Source organism: uncultured Microbulbifer sp. (assembly GCF_947498635.1).
GTDB classification, from domain to species: Bacteria; Pseudomonadota; Gammaproteobacteria; order Pseudomonadales; family Cellvibrionaceae; genus Microbulbifer; species Microbulbifer echini.
This window is the reverse complement of record NZ_CANMKV010000028.1, coordinates 38,352-56,776: the sequence shown is the minus strand read 5'-3', so window position 1 is coordinate 56,776 and position 18,425 is coordinate 38,352. Positions and strand designations below refer to the sequence as shown.

The window sequence follows — 18,425 nt, the reverse complement described above, 5'->3', positions numbered from 1 at the left end:
AAAAACACCCAGCGTCTGTGTATGCTGGCCGGCTTTACCAACTTATTGATTGGAAAAAAATATCTGCCGCACTAGGATCAGTGCATCTGAAATCTGCAAAACACAGATTTCAGGGAATGAAAATGAGGATAAATGCCTATGGAAACCTGACTTTTGACTAAAAAACAGTCATTTTTTTATTGTGTGATACCTAATTTAGAGCTAGAAAGCTATTTTTCAGAGCTTCCTTAAAAGTAACGCGCAATAAATCTAGCGGCCTAAAAATAAAACCAAAATAGCAATAACCAAACCAAGCAACAACACCCATACTCCTCGAAGCATCAAAGAGCGAGCATACTCCGCTTCTTTATAACGCAACGCATAGGGAATCCCGGTAATAGGGCCAAGAAATATAGTGACAACTCCCCAAACCCAGTGCTTATTACCCAAAGCAGTCAATGCAGCCATTAGGCCCCCAAACCAACACAGGGTTACACCTATGACACATACCACCAAGGCAATGATGGCCCACCACTGATTGGCTAGGAAAATTTCTACTATCTGTGTTTCTGTCATGGCGCTCTGCCACTCCTTATTACCACTTGATCATTCCACATTATTTAGGCCCTTTTCACAGCTTGATAAGACTGCTTCTAGATAGCCCAAATTACCCACGAATTTTACTATGGGTGCAGCCGCCTTTAGACTGCGAGCGCTGTTAGCAACCAATAGTAACCTTAAAGGGGGACAAATGGTCCCCAAAAAAGAAATCAGAAGTATGTGATCACTCACTCTCCGGAAAATTCAGTGACCAATTCCAGGCCGGTTATGTTTCTGGTTTCATTGGCAAAATCGTAATAACCAGGCTTTTCATCAATAAAAATCTGATGCGTCATAGCTACTCCTGGAGGGAGATCTAAAATACCGGCAGGAACCGAGTACTGCTGGGTTTCCTTTAATCGGTAGAAGAGATGGGAGCCACAATTGGAACAGAAACCGCGCTCAGCCCAGTCCGAAGAGTCAAATACAGATACATGCTCTTCACCGGAAATCTCCACACTGGTCTGGCAGTCTACCGCCAACAGTGGACCACCGCTCCACTTCTTACACATGCTACAGTGACAGACTCCAAGGTCAGAGGAAGGCAGCTCAGCCTTAATGGTCACAGAACCGCACAGGCAGCTTCCCTGGACTTGATTAGATTCGTTCATATTTTTCTCTCTCTTCTGTAAAGCTATAGAAGCGTACACTTACTAACTCTTGCCGTGGGGCTATCTAAGATTCATAAGACTTGCAGCGTCGCTTGAACCAATTCATTCTTTTGGTGTGATTCAGCGGGCAATTTTCCATGCACAACCGCCCCAGATCTTCCAGGGTGGTTGCCTCTGGGTAATTTGCGACTTCCTCACCAGCAATAATGTGGCGAAAACCCCGCTCATCCGCTGTAATCAAGAAGTGATTTTCCTTATCACCAATTAAGATCTTCTCCCTGGCCATTGCGTAAACCTGGAATTCCCACATACCCCAGGCACTCCATTTATTCATTACCAAACACGTTGACATAGTTTTCAGAGGCTGCTGCTGTTCAACAGCAAATACAGAGGTTGAAAACAGCAATAGGAAAAACAGGATTAATCTCATATTCATTCCCTGAATACTGATGTTTAATTATGTATAGATAGTGGCAATGTTGGTGGTAAATAGCACTACCCAAAAAGAGGTATTTCTACGCTAACCATGCCATAGAATTAAGAACCGCATCAAGCCAACCTAACATCGTTAAAGCGCTTAATTTTTGGAAGCTGCACGTGCAAAATCATTGCAGAAAATTTCTCACCTGCTTGTCAACACATAGAGTTTGAAATGGTTCTAATTCTGGATAAGAAAACCCATTCCATATAGTAGCTAAGTACATTTTTTCCACAGGGTGTGAGGAGAACTTTATGGAAATGGTGCGTTTCTCAAAATATAATCTGCGTTAATACCTTTTGGTTTCAATGAAGCTTCTTTTCTTTTATATTTTTAGAATCAATTGGAAAATTCCACTCTCGGATCACCAAAATCTCGCCCCATATAATCCGGTGCGCAGGGAATCAGCTCTGCCGCGGGAATGCCTGAATCAATCAAGTATCGCTCAACTTTGCGACTACGCTCCTGTGCAAGTTTCTCAAACTCCTCCCGCAATGTAATGGGCGGTCGGCGATAAAAGTTCGATAGATAGCGGCGGCTACCGCGCAGTCCGATTGTGGAATTTGGATACATTGCATTCCAGTCCCTGGCATTGGCGATTCCACAAACCCCAGGACGGGCATCTGGGTGTTTGTGTAGCACCTCAACCATTTGTTGTAACTGCGCTAAAGCCAAACCATCCAATTCCGCACTGCCCGGCTGGAAATCGATAGTATCAAATGATTTGGCCATAAAACGCCCCCAGGCTAACTTAGCCAATAGATAAACCCCATAAGGGGTAAAGTAACTAAATAGCGCATCCATAATGGCTTTTTGCAGTAGTTCGCTAAATACAAACTCCATTGAAAACTTGGGGTCGCGGATATTTCCGGTGACGGGCATACCAAACTTTACATTCCCTTTTCCATCTTTTAATAACCAAAGGGCCAGGTTTAGGGGAATAAATCGCTTTTTCACTGACAGTTGATCGTCTTTTCGCACTCGCCGAACCTTGATTTTCTCCAGCACGACATCGGCAAAGGCATTCAGCTGGTTTTCGTGTACGTGAATATTCACTACTGCATCCATCTGCCCCTGTAGTATTTTGAAACCCAACAGTTGGGTCATATAAGGGGTTGCCGGGATCAGGTTTACATTGGCCAGGTAACCAGTCAGATCTGCGTTCCACTTTTTATTCCCCAGATAATCGATCGTCCCTCCCACTTGAAGATCGCCAAATCCTCCAGGGCGACCATTGGCCACCACGACCGCAGGAGGATGCTCCCCCAGATTACTGATATCACTCAGGTTAAGATTAATATCGCGCACAGGCAGGCGTGCCCGAAATTCATGTTTACGATCCACCCAGGTAAAGGTGCCGTGGCGCAGATGAATATCACCGACATGGTACAAGAGGGGTGGCCGATCTTTTTTCTTGCTGGGCATATTTCTATGAATTGGCATACCGCGAAGCTCGGCGATTTCCCAGGTTACCGGAAACTGGCCCTGCTCATCCCGCAGTAGGATAAAACGCGGTCGAAAAAAATCGATGAAATCAATCGTTAAGTACTCCCTGCGCCGATCAAAAGATAAGGCTTTTATATGTAATAGCCTGAAATCCCCTATCGTACTATGGCGCTCGAATTCCGGTGCGCTCGGATCTCGGTTAAAAAAATGAAAATGAACGGCTTCACCCCAGGCGAAATACCACTCTTTGGCATTCATAGAAAAGTGCGAGATTTCTACACTCTCCCCTTCTGCTAATAGTTCCCCGCCAGGGGAAAGCACATCAATATTCTCAACTTTGAATAGAGAGAGCGTCAATCCGTGAGTGCCGCTGAAATTGCCATCCAGTCTTACCACATCGAGATTGAAACAGTGACTGCCTTGATCAAAATATTTCGCAGGAATACAACTGGCGATACCCTGGAGTTGCAGCTGGTGTACCCCTACAGAACGGCCACTAAAGCGCAGATTTTCTACTTGAAGCCGCCCGGTTTTCAGTAGCGGTAGAGGCAGGGCCTGTGGAAAACCCGCTTCGTGCATTTGTATATCCGCCACACTGATATCTCTAAGCAGAAAATTCCGCCCTGTAGCCGTTTGTTGACTTTCCATTCCCCCCAAACGCAACTGCCCCAGCTGATAACAGGGGGCAAGTTTTTTGTCTTTAAGCAGTCCGGCGGGTAGACAGCCACTGACATTTTGTATAAGCGCGAGCGCCTCACCCTCAAGAGAAATATTATCTAGCTGAAAACTGGGGAATTTCAGTGGAGGAGAATTTTTTCCTGGAATTGACAGACCGGACATTTGTAGCGATCCCTTAAGTGCAAAGGGCCGATTCAGAGATAGCTGTTGTTTGCCGGGCATATACAGCTCATCGAGTCCGTAGCAGCGCTGTGTGTCCCCGACCCTGGCACCTTCAAGTCGCTCGACATTCACCGACTTACCAGATTCCGGCAGACAGACCCGGGTATTAAGGATTTTCAAATCAATAACGGAAAACTGCTTTCCACCCTTCCAGCTGAACCCCTGCCAACTCAGTTGCTGCAGGCCAGCTTGAAGAAAGTCGCGTCCTTTCTGCCAAAAGGCAATTGGCCCGCTTTGCACCGGCCCCAACCAGAGGCGGTCACGGTGAGGACCAAAACCAATACGGATGGGGTCACTAGTAAAGTTTATTCGTGAGGTCTCAATACAGTCAGCCAAGTTGACTCGATCAGCCTCACTGGGCAATAGGCTCCGCAGACCACAAATCAATATATTGTCCATCGATAAGTCGTAGAGATCGATGGAATCTGTCGAAAAGGACACCTGCGGTATCGCCAGTGTTTCAAATTGCCAGAGAGGCACACCGGAATCTGTTCGGGTGAACGCTGTTTGCCCCAGCGCCACACCACTGCTGCCAATAGAGCGCAGATCTTGACTGAAAACACAGTGCGGTAGCTTTTCTTGCAATCCAGTACGCGCTGGCAAGCAAGCCAGTAATGATTTCGCAGACAGCGCCTCAAACTTTACCTCCGACATTGCGGCCCCATTGCGTGACCAGAGGAATTCCATCACCGGCATGGTGAGGTCTTGTAGATCCAGCACCGGTTTTCCCCCGGCCTTAAGCAGTTGAACCTGAGCCATACTGGAATCGCTCAAGTTCGCCGAAGCCTGCTGAAGGCCAAACTCCAGGTGGAAGGCCTGTCCCAATTGAACACTGTGCAAATCCACACAGCGGATAGGCGTTTTCGACAATCTCGCAATATTCGGTAGGCAGCCATACAGCGCCTCTAGCGCACTCCCCGGCAGTGCAATATAGGTACTCAATGCGGCGCTTTCTGCGCGACGGATTCTAACCAGCGGTAAATTCAAGTTTTTGATCTCCAGCAGCGAGCGGTCCTGAGCCGTACGAACCTCGGCGCGCTCGATGGAAACCTCAGCTGTGGCAATATCCAGCCCGCCCAACCAGGCAATGCGAAGTGGTTGCTCTTGGCGCAGATCGCGCAGATCAAAGCAGGCTGGCATTTCTTCCACGGGAAGAGTCGCGCGGTAAATTAGTCGGGCCCAAGTGTCGGGCAGGCAACCATCGAGACGCTGAAGGCTGGCATTCTGCAATTTGAAATTTGGCGCATCAACGGTAGCCAGTTGATGGCTGGCCAATGGGCCCTGATCCTGCAGCCTCCCCTTTTCGGTGCCGTAATCTTCTGAGCCAGGTCCAATATCCGATGCCTGTGCGCTGGCGGCCCAGGGATCTTCGACCGGCTCGCGCCGGAAATACCCGGCACCACTGGCCAGTTTTTGTAATAGGAGCCCGCTATTGCCGCTGGTAGAATCCCCCAGCATCAAACGCTGCACCCCCAATTTTCCGAAAATGGCATAACCCTCTTCCCCTCGCTGCCAGGCAAAGTTGCCCCGCCCCTGCAAACTATTCACTTGGGCGCACAATGGCCCCCACCCGTCCGGCAACAGACCTCGCGATAAACAACCAGATAGGGACAGCAGGGAGAAATTCTGAATTGAATAGGGCGTGCCGGATGCCAGTGTATCGATGCTTTGCCATTGCAACTTGCGCAGCCGCAACCGCTCCTCCGCCAGTCCCACCAGCTGCATCTGCGCCAGATGTACCGGTCCACTGGCGAATCCCCAGGGAATTTTCTTCTGTGACGAACCGAAGCGCAGTGCCACTTTCTCTTCTCCGCGCAGACCCGCCAGGCGTACACAATGATCGGGTTTGTGCCACAGCGCACCGGGCACACAGCCGCTAGCACTATCCACCGATAAGCTGCCCACCGACAGAATACGGCTGACAATATCGAATTCCAGCGGACCCAACCGGGCTTGTTGTGCGGTGAGGGGTTGGCGGTGCGGCTGGGCCACATCCAGATAGCGCACCTGTTGCGCACGGCTCGGCCCGGTGGATATCTTTAAACGCTGACTCCAGTCGAATTTGGTGGGGCCGGGAAGATTTAGGGTCGTGGCGCGCACACAAAAATGGCGCTCGCTGTCGCGCAGTTGTTTGGGACACCAGTCAAAAGCGGTGGCGCCAGCACTACCCCAGCGCAACCGCTTGATCGGACGGACATAATCAAAATCGCGAATAGCGATGGTTTCTGCGCGCCAATCCTGCCAGCGCTGATCGCTGCGCCGCAGCACAACCCCTTCACCACTCGCGCGGCGCCACTGAGCCATTGCCACCCGGCCAAAATCGAACTTCAGATCTCCCGCAGCTTGTAAACGACGCGCTGCCGCGCAGTGACCAATCAAGCGCTGCAATCCCTGAATCGCATCGGCCCACTGCTGTGGCGGGCAGCTGGAGAAAAGTTCTGCACTGAAAGATTCGGCCTCGGTGCGTAAGCTGGGCCAGCGGAAATCCACCGCCTTTAAGTGCACTTCTGCCAAGGTGGTGTTATGTCGCACCGCGCTGCGCTCCCTCGCCAACAGCTCGCGCAGTTGAATCTCCACGGCGGCAATATCCACCTCTAGGGGAACATCGCCCTTGCGCCGCAATCCCAAGGAAAAATCCCGCGCATCTACATCGCCGACATAAACACAGGAGGCCGTCGACCAGATGGGCCGGTGCAGATAGCAAAGCTCACTATTGCGTATCCGCGCCGAACCGATCATCAGGTGAAAATTCCTGTCCTTGCGCTCGCTTTGGGCCAGACTCCAACCACCCACCTCCCACGCCCTGTGCCGCTCACCGGGGGCGGATTGCAAATCCATATAGGCGCCACTGACCGAGGCCCGCGGCAAGTTGGCGCGGCCGCGCAACAGTTGCCACCAGCTGTAGTCCAGTAGGATTTCCTGAGCAGAAAAGCCCCGCCCCTCGCGGTTTATTGCCCTGGCATCCACAACCAGCACACTCAGATCGAGCAGTGACACGCGAAAGTATTGCGCCTGGAAATCCAGTCCCCGTTCGGCCATCCATGCACTGGCTTTATCGCGCACCAGTCCTGAAACGACCAGGGAAAACCCTTCCAGCAGCAATAATGCACCTATCAACCACCACAGCAGATGGCGAAAGTGATTTTTATGATCGGCAGGCTCTGTTGGCATTGTAAAAATAGCGCCGCGAAATGAGTTGAACGCAAGCTGCAACGACAGCCAAGCCCATAAAGTAAAGACCAGGCCCGTGGTTTTTTTTACCCTGGCGTCACTATTCGCGATAATGAAATCCGACGTCGTGCTATGGGTCTCGCCCCTACCCATGCTGTCTACTATTTATCCAAGAGTGAATTTGCGCGGCGGGAGTATTTGGCTGGCGGGCAAAGGCTTTACCCCGGCGACCGTTCCACAGAAACAGCAGTGAGCGAACATGCAGGAGCACCCTAATTACCAGGATATCGTTCTGGTCGGCGGCGGCCATACCCACGCCATAGTATTGCAAATGTGGGCCATGAATCCGCTGCCGGGCGCGCGTCTGACTCTGGTTTCCCCGCAGATTCAGACAGCCTATTCCGGCATGCTGCCGGGCATGGTCGCGGGACACTATTCCCTGGATGACACCCATATTGACCTGGCACGCCTGTGCCGCGCCGCCGGAGCACGATTTATTCAGGCCTGCGCCCACCATGTCGATGCCAAAATGCGCTCGGTCTCTCTACTCGGGCGCCCGCCTCTGGAATACGACCTTCTGTCTCTCGATGTCGGCGCCACCCCCGTGCGCGAGTTACCCGGCTCTGAGCTGGCCATTCCGATCAAGCCCATCGGGCATTTCTATAACTTTTGGAAAAAATTACAGAGGCACGTGCAGAAAAACCGTACGCCCCTGCGGCTCGGCATCGTCGGCGGCGGTGCCGGCGGTTGCGAGCTGGCCATGGCCATGGCTCACAGCCTGGAGGAGCAAATCTACTCCGGGCGCGTACAAATACACCTGATACACGCCGCCGATAAAATCCCCCAGGGCTATCCATTTCTCGCGCGCACACTCGTGGCGCGCGAACTGGAAAGGCTCGGTGTGCTGCAACATCACAATTGGCCCGTGGCGGAAATTACCGAACAAGGCGTGCGCAACAAAAGTGGTGAGCTGCTCGGTTTAGACCAGGTTCTCCTCTCGACGAATGCCTGTGCCCCGCCCTGGCTCGCAGACGCCGACCTGGCACTGGATGAAAAAGGCTTCGTTTTGGTGGACCGCAAGCTGCGCGCTCGTGGACACCAGGATATTTTTGCCGCCGGTGATGTGGCCAGCTTCGCCGCCGAGCCACTGCCCAAGGCCGGTGTCTATGCAGTGCGCCAGGGGCCAGTTCTATTCCACAACCTGCGCGCCACTCTCACTGGACGCCCGCTGCAGAGTTACCGCCCACAAAAGCGCTTTTTGAGCCTGCTGTCCTGTGGCGGCAAGCGCGCGGTGGCCGTACGCAATGGCCTTGCCGCGGTGGGCGCGCCTCTGTGGCACTGGAAAGATCATATCGACCGCAGCTTTATGCAGCGCTTCGAAGATCTACCGGTCACCCTGGAAACAATGCCGACGGCCCGACCGCGCGAAGCGCTGGGCCAGCGCGAGGGGATCTCCCTGGCGGGTATGCGCTGCAATGGCTGCGGCGCCAAAGTAGGCCCGGAGGTACTGCGCCGCGCCCTGGCCAAACTGCCCGCCCAGCAGTCCGACTTTCTCCTGCGCGGACTCGGTGACGACGCAGCGGTAATGGACCTGCCCGCCTCACAGTTACTGGTGCAGAGTTCTGACCAGCTGCGTGCGCCCGTTGCCGACCCCTGGCTATTCGGGCGACTCGCCGCTCTGCACGCACTCTCCGACCTGTTCGCCATGCACGCGCAGCCAGTCAGTGCACAGATACTGGCCACCCTGCCCACTGCAGCGGAGGAAATCACCCAGCGGGATTTGCAGCAGTTGCTCGCCGGCGCCATTTATGAGCTCAACCGGCATCACTGCGCCCTCTCTGGAGGACACACGGCCGAAGGCGCAGAAATGCAATTGGGCCTCACCGTAAACGGTTTGGCCGAGCGCGATCAGTTGCTGGAAAAGCGCGGAGCCCAGGCGGGAGACTGCCTGATTCTGAGCAAACCCCTAGGCGTGGGTACCATATTCGCCGCCGAGGGAATGGGGGAGGTCCAGGGGCGCTGGCTGCAGAAGGCTCTGGAGTGCATGCTGCACAGCAATGCCGCCGCCGCCGAGGCTTTCGCCCAGCATGGTGCCCACGCCCTCACGGACGTCACTGGGTTCGGGCTGCTCGGCCACCTGCTGGAAATGCTGAAACCCGATGGGCTTAACGCCACCCTGATTGCCGAACAACTCCCGCTGATTCCCGGCGCCAGCCAGTGTATAGAGCGCGGTTGGCTTTCCAGCCTGCAGCCACAAAACGCCAGTGCCTACGCCTTTGTGGAAAATCCACGGGAGTGGCAGTCGCTCCCGCACTGGGCCCTGCTCACCGATCCGCAAACCTGCGGTGGCCTGCTCGCCGCCGTACCCGAAAACACAGCCGAGGCCTGTATGCGCACACTGCTACAAAGCGGGTGCAGCCAGGCCGCCATCATTGGGGTTGTCAGCGCTGGCGGCGATGTTCAGCCCAAGATAAACCTGCGCCGCGAGGGGCACTGGCGGCAATTAATCACCCGCGACAGCGAGGCAGAACACAGCCAGGTGTGATACACAAAATACCCGCCCTGCCTCGGCTTGCCGCCCACCTCTCACCAGTTGCTATCGCCGCCCAAGGGGGAGATACTGACGCCAGAACAAACGCCGACAACCAAGTATTGCGGCGAGAGGTCTTCACAGATTGGGGAGTCGGCTTTTTAGCAATCGACAGGAAGACCACCCACCATGAAAAAAATTGTGATCGTCGGCGGCGGCGCCAGTGGCCTGCATCTAGCCACGCGACTCGGGCATTATTTTAGCTTTTCCACCGTGTTGGGGCGCAAACGCGATGCCCCCACTGCACAAGTCACTCTGGTCGACAAAAACCGCACCCACATCTGGAAACCCCTGCTCCACCAGGTCGCCGCCGGCGCACTCGACGCCAATATGGACGCTCTCAATTACCAGGTACACGCTCGCGCCAACGGCTATGAGTTCCAGCTCGGCGCCCTGCAGTCCCTCGACAGAAAGCACCGGGTTTTAACCTTGGGCGCAGTAATGGATGACGAGGGCAGCGAGTTGGTGCCGGCACGCGAGCTGGAGTACGACTACCTGGTACTCTGTATCGGCAGTAAGAGTAACGACTTCCATACCCACGGTGTGCGCGAGCATTGTGTCTTTCTCGACAGCAGCGAGCAGGCACAAAAATTCCACCAGCAGCTACTCAATCACTTTCTGCGCCTTGAGACGCACACCAATAAAACGCTGCAGATTGCCATAGTCGGCGGCGGTGCCACCGGAGTAGAGCTATCGGCGGAATTGATTGGTGCAAGTAAACAGATGGGAAACTATGGGCGAATCGGCGCCGATGCCATTGACATTACGGTCGTCGAAGCCGGACCGCACCTACTCCCGGCTCTACCCGCGCGGCTGGGCAACAACGCCGAGCGCGAACTGAGTAAAATGGGGGTCCGTGTACTCACCGGCTGCAGTATCGCCAGCGCCAGCGACAGCGGCCTCACCACCGGCGACGGCAGAGAGATCCCCGCGGCAATTCGCGTCTGGGCTGCCGGTGTCAAAGCACCGGAGTTCCTCACTCGCCTCGACGGCCTCGCCACTAACCGCCTCAACCAGATCGAGGTCAAAACCACCCTGCAAACCCAGAGCGATCCGCATATCTTTGCCATGGGAGACTGTGCCAGTTGTATCGACGGTAACGAACAGCGTGTGCCACCGCGAGCCCAGGCGGCACAGCAAATGGCCAAGCTCACCGCGTCCAATTTGATTGCCCTGATCGAGGAAAAGCCACTGGGACATTTCTATTACCGCGATCGCGGTTCACTGGTTTCCCTGAGTAAATACACCGCGGTGGGCAACCTAATGGGCACTCTAGTAAAAGGCAGTCTCACCGTGGAGGGGCGTATTGCCGGCCTCGCCTATCGCTCCCTCTACCGCATGCACCTGGCGGCTATTCACGGCTGGCCCAAAGCTATGCTGCTCTACCTGATCGGCCAGGCCAATCGCGCGGTCAACCCCCGGCTTAAATTGCACTGATAAAATTATCCCCATAAAAAGGGCGGCCACCTCCGGCCGTCTTTTCCAATTGGCCTATAAACTGCAAACTGCGCCCTGGCCACCCAGGGAATAATTGCCTTTAGTGAAACAATACAGCTGTTCAACCTTTAGATGTAAGGTTTATCGCCGTACACTTCCTCAGATACTTAAAATAATTCGACCGCTAATGACGGCAGCTTGGCGAAAGACATCCTTATGCAATATCAACGTATCGTGGTACTCACCGGTGCCGGTATTTCGGCTGAATCCGGCATCCGCACATTTCGCGGGACCGACGGCCTGTGGGAAAACCAGCGTATTGAAGATGTCGCCACGCCCGAGGCCTTTGCACGCAACCCACAATTAGTGCAACGCTTCTACAATGAACGGCGTCGCCATCTGCTGTCTGCGCAGATCAGTCCCAACGCAGCCCATCGCGCCCTGGCCAAATTGGAGAGGGAGTTCACCGGAGAATTTTTATTAGTCACGCAAAATATTGATGACCTGCATGAACGCGCAGGCACTCAAAAACTGATTCATATGCATGGTGAATTGCTCAAAGCGCGCTGTAGTGCCAGTGGCCAATTATTTCCTCAACAAGGAGACTTACACACCGACGATCCCTGTAATTGCTGTAGCCAACTCGGGACTTTGCGCCCCGATATCGTTTGGTTTGGAGAAATGCCTCTACAGATGGATACCATTTACGCAGCCTTGAGCCGGTGCGATCTGTTTATCAGCATCGGCACATCCGGCAATGTTTACCCAGCCGCGGGTTTTGTGGAGTGCGCCAATCAAGCGGGAGCCCAGAGTGTGGAATTAAATCTCGAGTCCAGCAGTGTTGGCGATGCCTTTGCCGAGCATCGCTATGGATTAGCCTCAACAGTTGTCGATCATTTTGTGCGGGAAATCCTCGGCTGAGTAACCCCAGAATAGTTTTACAGGACTCAAAGGTCGCACTTAAATAGCCCACAGAAGCCTAATTACGGTGTCTTCGTATTCACAGTCGCGGGCTTTGCCGTGCTATCAGCACCGTAGCGCTGCAATAAGGTGGTCACTTGGTCGCGATCACGGATAACAATATAGAGGCGATCATATTCATCCGACTCCCTGATTGCTTTCCCCTTCTGCCCGCCGAGCAACGCCACCAGCTGTGGAGTAGTATTGCTATGCCCCACCACCAGTATTCGATCACCGGCCCCGCTCAGCTGCTCGGCCAGTTCTTTGAGTTTGCGGGGGTCATAGGTCTGTATTGATAAGTTACGCAGCTCGGCCAGCGGTCGAGCAGTTTCTTTTGTGCGGATATAGGCGGTGCTGTAAATCGCATCAATACCCACCTCCTCAAGCATCCATGCTAATTGTCTCGCACGCGCTTGGCCCTGCTCAGAAAGATTCGGATTGCTACCGGTGTCGGGCCCCCGCTGTTTTTCCCCGTGGCGCACCAGATAAATAACCTGACTGGCGGACTGCGAAGCGGGTGCTTCGGCCCAAACAAAGACTGCGGGTAAAGCGATAGCGATGCAGGTTAACAGGCGGGCGATACGGGTAAACACAGATACATTCTCACAATCCAATAATCGGTTGGGAGTTATGCAAAAGATAGGCGAGCAAGTAAACCTATATGCGATGAAATACAGGAATATACGTTTAACAAGTAAAGAAAAGTAAATTTTGTAAGGGGAGGGGAAAGTACAACCCGGCACCGGTATTACCGGCGCCGGGTTGAAAGGCAAAGTGGATTAGATTTTCCACTCTTTAACGGTATCGAGGCTGTACTCGTCGATCCACTGACTCAACGCTTTGGGATTGCGCTTTTTCTTTTCTACCGTGGCACCGGTATAAGGGTTGCGATAGTGGCCGGTCTCCAGCTTGGGTTCAGCAGACTTGCTTACGACGCCAGCGCGTCGGCCACGGCGGGGAGAATCGCCTTCTTTCTTCAGATGGCGGGCAACACGCGATTTGAGCGTCTGGATGTAGTCCGGAGCCTCTTCATCGTTCAGTTGAGAAACCAACCATTCAACGATTTGGGGGCCGCGCGCAACGAAGAATTCCTCTTCTTCCATCTGATATTCGGCTGCCAGGTTAACCAACGCCTTATCAAAAGCGATGACGCCATCTTTTTTACGCTCTGCCTGAGCCATTTGCTCCTGTAGTTCTTCTATTCTTGCCTGGTGTTCGGCAATTTGCTGTTCGAGTTGTTCAAATTCCTGGAACATTCAATAAACCTCAACGACGGTTATTAAAAATACAGAGAAAACACTGTGGCGGAAGCCGACACAGAGTCGTGCCCGGTTATTCAAAATATCAAAACTGTTAACCACATCACTAGCCGATTACGGGCGGTTAAGCGATGTTATATTCGGCATATTACGAATTGACCGAATCAAAAAATGAGATATCTCTGCGCCGGTCGACCCCAGCGTTCGATATATTCGGCAAATACATTATTAAAAACTAGCCAACGTCAGCCATTTGCGGCAATGGGACCGAACCACTGTTTATATTTCGCGGCTGAGGTCGCGAATAATAATCCTTCGCCAACAAATATCAACTGTTTACACCCTATCCTTTGAATATAATAGGATTCTCCACTCATATTGCTATCAAAATGTAACAAAGGCGGGGATATTCGCCTCTCTAAAAGGATATTCAAACACTTCTGTTTTGACTATATTGTATTCGTAGTCGCCAATTGCAAATTTATTGCGCTGGCTTTTGTTATAGCGCCCATTGCCAAAAACCATTGGATACCCACCGTTAGCTATGTCGTCCAATACCCACAATATTCATCATATGCCCACTTTGGCAGCACTGATGACGCCTTTTCCCTACCATATCGATATCGATGCCACTGTCGAGGAAGCCCTAGCGCTCATGGCCGAGCACAAGGTGCGCCACTTGCCGGTTACCCGCGCCGGTGACCTGGAAACGGTTATCTCCAAAGGGGATATTGAAAGGGCCAATGCGCCTGGGCACCGCCTGGAAGAACAACAGCTCTATGTGCACGATCTCTGCGCGCGTCGGCCTTTTATTGCCGATATTCACGATCCGTTGGACAAGATACTGATGGCCATGGCGGATACTGGCATTGGCTCAGTACTGGTCATGCGCGAAGGGGAACTGGTGGGCATCATCACCGTGACCGATATCCTGCGTTTTTGCAGCAGCTATCTGGCAGAACTGGCCCAGCCAGTGGATGACTCCGTCGCCTGAACTCAGAGGGGCCAAACCCACAACAACATAGGGATACTCACAATGACCACCAGTATCTCCAGGGGCAGGCCCATACGCCAGTAATCGCCAAAGTCGAAGCCTCCAGGCCCCAAAATCAAAGTGTTGTTCTGGTGGCCCACCGGCGTAAGGAAAGCACAGGAGGCACCGATGGCCACCGCCATCAGGAAGCTGTCTGGGTTGACCGCCAGCTGCTCGGCCGTACTGATAGCGATTGAACACATCACCGCCGCGGTGGCCACATTGTTCATAACGTCAGACAGCATCATGGTGACGATCAATATCAATCCCAGCGCCACCACCGAGCTACCTTGGGCCAGGTTATCCAGTAATAGTTGCGCCACCAGGTCCGCGGCACCCGTGCTCTCCATAACCTCCGCCACCGCAATTAACGTCCCCAACAGAACGATAACCGAACCATCCAAAGCCTCGTACATAGTGCGCAGCGGCACAACTTTTAATGCCATAAACGCCAGCACACAGGTGGCGAATGAGACTGCCGCGGGCACCAAGCCGAAGGCGGCACCTGCCACCCCCAACGCCATGGCTATCAGGGCGATAGCGGCCTTTTCCTTATTGGGCATACCGATATCTCGCTGAGCCAGAGGGACGCAACCCTGCTCCCGCGCAAAGCTGTTGAGATTGTCATCGGGGCCCATCATCAGCAGAGCATCGCCGGCTTGCAGCGGCGTGGAGCGCAGGCGCCGCACCGAGCGACGCCCGCGCCGGGACAGAGCCAGCAGGTTGATCTGGTAGCGGGTCGAAAGGTGCAAAAACTGAATTGCGCGCCCCACCAAAGACGAGTCGGGCATCACCACCAGCTCGCGCAGTTGCATTTCCTCACCGGCGGGAACACTCTTTTCTTTACTCCGATTTTTGTCTCGCCCATCGGCATCCTGCAGCGGCCGCGCACCGCCATATTGGACCACGACCTTTTTATCCCTCTCGGCCTCAACACCTCCAACCATCTTAAGCCCGAGGCTGGACAGGCTTGCCGCCAGGGATTCCGGCTCTGCCTCAATCACCAGAATATCCCCGCTGCTCACCCGCCGCCAGGGCGCGGCTGCCGTCACCCGCGTATCGTTGTGGACCAAGCCAACCACCTGCGCATCCTCGGCACCCAGCAACTTACTGATTTCCCCCAGGCTCTTGCCCACTGCGGAACTCTTTTCCCCCACCAGCGCTTCGGTGAGGTAGGTTCCGGTGTCAAAACTGGCCACACCCGCCTGGCCGCGGCCGGGCACCAAGCGCCAACCGAGCAGACCGATAAACAACAAACCCACCAGCGTTACCACTAATCCCACCGGGGTGAAATCGAACATGCCGTAACTGCCGGCCCCGGCGCTGTCGCGAAAGCCCGAGACCACCAGATTTGGCGGCGTGCCAATCAATGTGGTCATGCCGCCGAGAATCGTGGCAAAGGACAATGGCATCAGTACCTTCCCAGGAGGCAGTCCCTGCCTTTCCGCCAGATCCGCCGCTACCGGCATCAACAGCGCCAGCGCGCCCACATTGTTCATAAAACCAGATAACAGGGCGCCGAGGCCGGTGAGCAACAACATAGCAACGGTGATATTGCCGCTACGCGGTATCACCCGCTGTGCCAGGGCGCCCATAGCGCCGGTGTTCTGCAGACCGCGACTGAGAATCAGCACGCAAGCCACGGTGACCACCGCAGGGTGACCAAACCCCACGAAAGCTCTCTCCGGAGGAATTAATCCGCAAAATACACAGGCGAGCAAAGAAGAGAGCGCCACTATATCGTGGCGCCACGGTCCCCAGATAAACAGCGCAATCGTAATCGTGAGAATGATCAAAATCAGCAGCTGGTCGAGGGTCATGGGGGGGGATTTCCTGAAAACCGTGCCTGTGGGAATTCGCACACAGCCACCCATTCAGGGTATACAAGGATCCAAGGTTGAGGAGACAACGGCTGCCAGAACACCCACTCCAGTCAATGACCTTGATGCGAAATCCCCACCAGCTTTTAATAGGAACGATTCTCTACCAGCTTGAATCAAAAGGGGGAGAAGAGTTCTCGCGATATTCACCGATACCGCTCTGAGCGGCCCCCATATCCTCAATACTCCCTTAGAGAACCGGGCTTCTAAAGAAAAGATCAACACCAATAGAGATACCTGTATCCAACTTGCGGATAAATCACCCCAAAAAACTACGCTCGGCGAAACCAGCAAACAGCTTATCCACTCGGACGCTCAGCCAGATTCCAAGGTCGTTTTATATGACGCACCCAACCACAAAGGTATATTTCAGACACCAGGAAGAGTACCTGTATATCACAGCGGTTTAATCATATATGACCATCCCCTGAAGTAGCTTATCGACATTATCGCGGTTAAACGATCCAATAAACTTTTACGTTAAACCCGGCAATCACCACGTATTGCTTGAAAAAACACCATTAAATGGCCGATATAAATACCAAACTTTAAAGTTCCGCGCACTCCCCCACAATCAACAAGAAAATAAAGAATGGATAAAACAATTCACAGGTTTCGTTTTAACCGTCCTCTATTTTTAATCTTTCCTTGAGTGTCAAATGTGACTCTTTTGATTATTACAGGCGAAAGATGTGGAAAAAATGCTTATCCATAAGATAAACAAGAGCACATGAATTTATTACACACAGTAAATACCTTCGCTCCACAAGGTTATCCACAATTCATAGATTTGCGTAATCACCGGTGGTCCTCTGTGCTTACACAGCGATTAACTTGATAGTAAAGTCGATATATCCTCATCAATTTCGCTGCCCAGGATCGATAACCGGAGCAAAAGCCTTACAATCTGGCCCTACGCTTTGCATGACCAAGTCTCAATAGCGAACATCATACGAAATTTTGGAGATCTCCCTTGCGGCAAAATACTGCGGATTACCGCGCACTCTTTCTCAATGATATTCCGCTAATGGATGTGCGCGCGGCGATCGAGTTCCAGCGCGGTGCCTTCCCCTATGCGCAAAATTTTCCACTATTAGATGACCGTCAGCGGGAAATAATTGGTATCGAGTACAAACAAAAAGGGCAGCAAGCCGCTATCGACTTGGGTTGGCAGCTGGCCACTACCGATGTGGTGAAGCAAAGACTAAATAGATGGTGCCAATTTATTCGCCAGCACCCTCAGGGTTATCTCTACTGTTTTCGCGGTGGCCTGCGCTCCCGTACAACACAGCAGTTACTGCGCGATGCAGGGGTGGACTACCCACTGGTTGAGGGGGGCTACAAGGCCATGCGCAATTATCTGCTTACCGAACTGGAAAATCTCAGCCAACAGTTACCAATGATTGTCATTGCCGGACATACCGGCAGTGGTAAAACAGAACTGATTCAGGGAATCAATCGCTCGCTCGATCTCGAAGCCATTGCCCGGCATCGCGGTTCCAGTTTTGGTAGCACCGATGGTAAGCAGCCGGCGCAAATCGATTTTGAAAACCAGCTGAGTATCAACTTGCTCAAATTGTCACAAGCTGCTGGGCCAGTTTTTATTGAAGATGAGAGCCGTCTTATCGGCCGCTGTGCCCTGCCGCCACTGCTGCAAAGTGCCATGAAAAAGGCCCCCAGGGTCCTGGTGGAAGAACCTTTGGAACAACGCGCACAACGTATTGTGCGCGACTATGTCTGCGAAGCTCTGCCGCACTTTGGCGGGGAAGCGATTTCCGCCAAAGCACTGGGGGATAAGCTGCGCAACAATCTCAACAAAATCCGCAAGCGCCTCGGGGGGCTGCGCTATCAACAGCTGGATGCGCAACTGGTCGAAGCCAATGGCGAGTTAGAGCGCAGCGGTCATCATGACGCCTATATCCCACTGGTGATTAACCTGTTGCGAGAGTATTACGACGGCAGCTACAGCTACCTGATGGAAAAGCGCGAGAGCGCTATTTTATTTCGCGGTAATTATGACGAGGTAAAAGAGTGGCTGGAGAAAGCAGTATTACACGGCATCGAAGAAAGCGCTTAATCAA

Annotated in this window: 12 protein-coding genes; 5 read left to right on the top strand and 7 right to left on the bottom strand. The window is 53.2% G+C overall.

The window, feature by feature from the left end:
* Positions 1-249: 249 nt before the first annotated feature.
* The 4 genes from Q1A69_RS14430 to Q1A69_RS14415 form a co-directional block, all read right to left on the bottom strand.
* Positions 250-555 carry a hypothetical protein gene (locus tag Q1A69_RS14430; protein WP_299586709.1) on the bottom strand — a complete coding sequence of 102 codons (306 nt, stop codon included), beginning with the start codon at positions 553-555 and terminating at the stop codon, positions 250-252.
* Between the two features lie 212 nt (positions 556-767).
* The gene (locus Q1A69_RS14425; RefSeq protein WP_299586706.1) at positions 768-1,190 is read right to left on the bottom strand and encodes a GFA family protein; all 423 of its coding nucleotides are present in this window, start codon (positions 1,188-1,190) and stop codon (positions 768-770) included.
* A gap of 64 nt (positions 1,191-1,254) precedes the next feature.
* Positions 1,255-1,620 carry a hypothetical protein gene (locus Q1A69_RS14420; protein WP_299586703.1) on the bottom strand — a complete coding sequence of 122 codons (366 nt, stop codon included), beginning with the start codon at positions 1,618-1,620 and terminating at the stop codon, positions 1,255-1,257.
* 387 nt (positions 1,621-2,007) lie between these two features.
* On the bottom strand, positions 2,008-7,185 hold the full coding sequence (locus Q1A69_RS14415; RefSeq protein WP_299586701.1) for a DUF748 domain-containing protein: 5,178 nt from the start codon (positions 7,183-7,185) through the stop codon (positions 2,008-2,010).
* 259 nt (positions 7,186-7,444) lie between these two features.
* On the opposite strand from Q1A69_RS14415, the gene selD reads away from it, so the two are divergent.
* The 3 genes from selD (at position 7,445) to cobB (ending at position 12,133) form a co-directional block, all read left to right on the top strand.
* The gene (gene selD, locus Q1A69_RS14410) at positions 7,445-9,730 is read left to right on the top strand and encodes a selenide, water dikinase SelD (protein ID WP_299586698.1); all 2,286 of its coding nucleotides are present in this window, start codon (positions 7,445-7,447) and stop codon (positions 9,728-9,730) included.
* Between the two features lie 174 nt (positions 9,731-9,904).
* Positions 9,905-11,212: an NAD(P)/FAD-dependent oxidoreductase gene (locus tag Q1A69_RS14405; protein ID WP_299586694.1), complete on the top strand. Its 1,308-nt coding sequence runs from the start codon at positions 9,905-9,907 to the stop codon at positions 11,210-11,212.
* A 216-nt stretch (positions 11,213-11,428) separates the two neighbouring features.
* The gene (gene cobB / locus Q1A69_RS14400; protein ID WP_299586691.1) at positions 11,429-12,133 is read left to right on the top strand and encodes a Sir2 family NAD+-dependent deacetylase; all 705 of its coding nucleotides are present in this window, start codon (positions 11,429-11,431) and stop codon (positions 12,131-12,133) included.
* 62 nt (positions 12,134-12,195) lie between these two features.
* Here cobB and Q1A69_RS14395 read toward each other — a convergent pair whose 3' ends face one another.
* Both Q1A69_RS14395 and Q1A69_RS14390 read right to left on the bottom strand, forming a co-directional pair.
* On the bottom strand, positions 12,196-12,765 hold the full coding sequence (locus Q1A69_RS14395) for a histidine phosphatase family protein (RefSeq protein WP_299586689.1): 570 nt from the start codon (positions 12,763-12,765) through the stop codon (positions 12,196-12,198).
* 186 nt (positions 12,766-12,951) lie between these two features.
* Entirely contained in the window at positions 12,952-13,428 is a 477-nt protein-coding gene (locus Q1A69_RS14390; RefSeq protein WP_299586687.1) for a hypothetical protein, read from the bottom strand.
* 547 nt (positions 13,429-13,975) lie between these two features.
* Here Q1A69_RS14390 and Q1A69_RS14385 point away from each other — a divergent pair.
* Positions 13,976-14,425, top strand: coding sequence for a CBS domain-containing protein (locus tag Q1A69_RS14385; RefSeq protein ID WP_299586685.1), 450 nt, complete (start codon positions 13,976-13,978; stop codon positions 14,423-14,425).
* A gap of 2 nt (positions 14,426-14,427) precedes the next feature.
* Here Q1A69_RS14385 and Q1A69_RS14380 read toward each other — a convergent pair whose 3' ends face one another.
* Positions 14,428-16,284, bottom strand: a complete 1,857-nt coding sequence (locus Q1A69_RS14380; protein WP_299586683.1) for an SLC13 family permease — start codon at positions 16,282-16,284, stop codon at positions 14,428-14,430.
* 1,033 nt (positions 16,285-17,317) lie between these two features.
* On the opposite strand from Q1A69_RS14380, the gene mnmH reads away from it, so the two are divergent.
* On the top strand, positions 17,318-18,421 hold the full coding sequence (gene mnmH, locus Q1A69_RS14375) for a tRNA 2-selenouridine(34) synthase MnmH (protein WP_299586680.1): 1,104 nt from the start codon (positions 17,318-17,320) through the stop codon (positions 18,419-18,421).
* The last annotated feature ends 4 nt before the right edge of the window (positions 18,422-18,425 follow it).